The organism is Eudoraea sp. (assembly GCF_049669105.1).
Classification (GTDB): Bacteria; Bacteroidota; Bacteroidia; order Flavobacteriales; family Flavobacteriaceae; genus Eudoraea.
This window is the reverse complement of record NZ_JBATKE010000212.1, coordinates 1-1,606: the sequence shown is the minus strand read 5'-3', so window position 1 is coordinate 1,606 and position 1,606 is coordinate 1. Positions and strand designations below refer to the sequence as shown.

Sequence of the window (1,606 nt, the reverse complement as noted above, 5' to 3'; positions counted from 1 at the left end):
TGGCGGCCGCGGCCGTGGAAGACAAGGATGCGGAGGCCGCGCAACGTGTCATCAAGACCGACTACGAGATCGACGAAATGGAAGTGGAGGTCGAAGAAGCCTGCCTGAAGGTTCTGGCTCTGCACCAGCCCGTGGCTATAGACCTGCGATTTCTGATTTCTGTGATTAAAATCAACAACGACCTGGAGCGCATCGGCGACCAGGCGGTCAACATTGCACAGCGGGTCGAGGTGCTGGCCAAGCGCCATGATGTGAATTTCGACTTCGACTACGCCCAGATGGCCGAAAAGGCCGAAACCATGCTGCGAATGAGCCTGGACGCCCTGGTCAATCTGGATGAAGACCTGGCCTTAAGAGTGGTCACGATGGATGACGAGGTGGACACGATACAGAGAGATGCCTACGACCGTATCAAGAGCGCCATGAAAGAAAACACCGAAAAAATAGGCTACATGATCAACCTGCTGCTGATATCCCGCCACCTGGAGCGTCTGGCCGACCATGCCACCAATATCGCCGAAGAGGTCATCTACCTGATCGAGGGCGAAATCGTTCGGCACAGCACTTATTGAAGACGAATCGTAGACCAATTGCATGTTTTGCGACGAATGATTTAAGCGCGCAACAATCAGACGATTCCGCTTTGCTGTATTTGGCAAACAATGCCGAAAACGATAAGAGGCTTTTTATTCTGTCATTCACATCTACCTGACGTTTCCTCCCTTCTCCCATCAGGGATCCTATGAACACGACAATGGGAATGCTCAATCCCAGACCGAAGAGCAGCAGAAGTATGTCACCATGTGAGGCACCGGCCACCGCCAGCATGTTGTCGGTGCCCATGCTCAGGTCTGCTACGACGAAGATCCAGAAAGCCTTCCAGAGGCTTCCCGCCTGCTTGTTTTCTTCGGACGTTGAATCATCGCTCAGCAGTTGCACGGCCAGCCAGAGAATAACGGCACCACCGGCGAGTTTGACAAATTGAAGTGACAGCAATTTGGCAATCAGAAAGGTGGATGCTACGACCACCGTCTTCATCGAATTCTTTTGAATCGCTCTGCCATATGCGTTAAACTGGCCTGCGCCGCGCCAATCGCCGCGCGTTTGCGGTTGCCTTACGGTGCAATGGGGCCAGTAATTTTCGGCCGGATCGCCATGGGTTGTATTCGCCCGACAGCAAACCAAGAGCCAGCCGCAGCCAGGCCGCATGAATCTCCATGGCTGCTGCGATCTTTTCGATGACCATTCTGCGGTCCTCTGCGGTCACACGCCGTTTTGGATGATGCCAATTGAACGCCCAATTCAAATGGCGCAGCACGATGGTCGTCACAGCCCCTGCCCAGAGTTCGGTGACCATCTTTCCAAAACCCCAGGCATCCATCACCGAGGCGGTCGGCTTTGAAAACGATGAAGCGAAATCGAATGGGTTTTTCACGGGTATGATTATCCTCCTACAGGTCCGTTTGGGATTCCTGCTCGTTAAAACGTCAATTGAAAATCAGTCAACCCCGTCGCGCTTATAGCGAAACCTCTCGACGCGATTTTTACGGAAAAATTCAGCCCGAATCCATCATCATCGCACCGCGGGCACCGACGGCTTTTCGTC

3 protein-coding genes are annotated in these 1,606 nt (G+C 53.4%); 1 reads left to right on the top strand and 2 read right to left on the bottom strand.

Annotation, left to right across the window (positions count from 1 at the left end):
- On the top strand, positions 1 to 572 hold a 572-nt coding region (gene phoU / locus WBM60_RS16215; RefSeq protein WP_424283335.1), incomplete at its 5' end, for a phosphate signaling complex protein PhoU.
- On the opposite strand, the gene WBM60_RS16210 is transcribed toward phoU, so the two are convergent.
- Both WBM60_RS16210 and WBM60_RS16205 read right to left on the bottom strand, forming a co-directional pair.
- Positions 526 to 1,038, bottom strand: coding sequence for a TerC family protein (locus WBM60_RS16210; protein WP_424283334.1), 513 nt, complete (start codon positions 1,036 to 1,038; stop codon positions 526 to 528). The two genes, phoU and WBM60_RS16210, sit on opposite strands and share 47 nt — an antisense overlap.
- 31 nt (positions 1,039 to 1,069) lie before the next feature.
- Positions 1,070 to 1,435 carry a hypothetical protein gene (locus WBM60_RS16205; protein WP_424283333.1) on the bottom strand — a complete coding sequence of 122 codons (366 nt, stop codon included), beginning with the start codon at positions 1,433 to 1,435 and terminating at the stop codon, positions 1,070 to 1,072.
- Between the last annotated feature and the right edge of the window lie 171 nt (positions 1,436 to 1,606).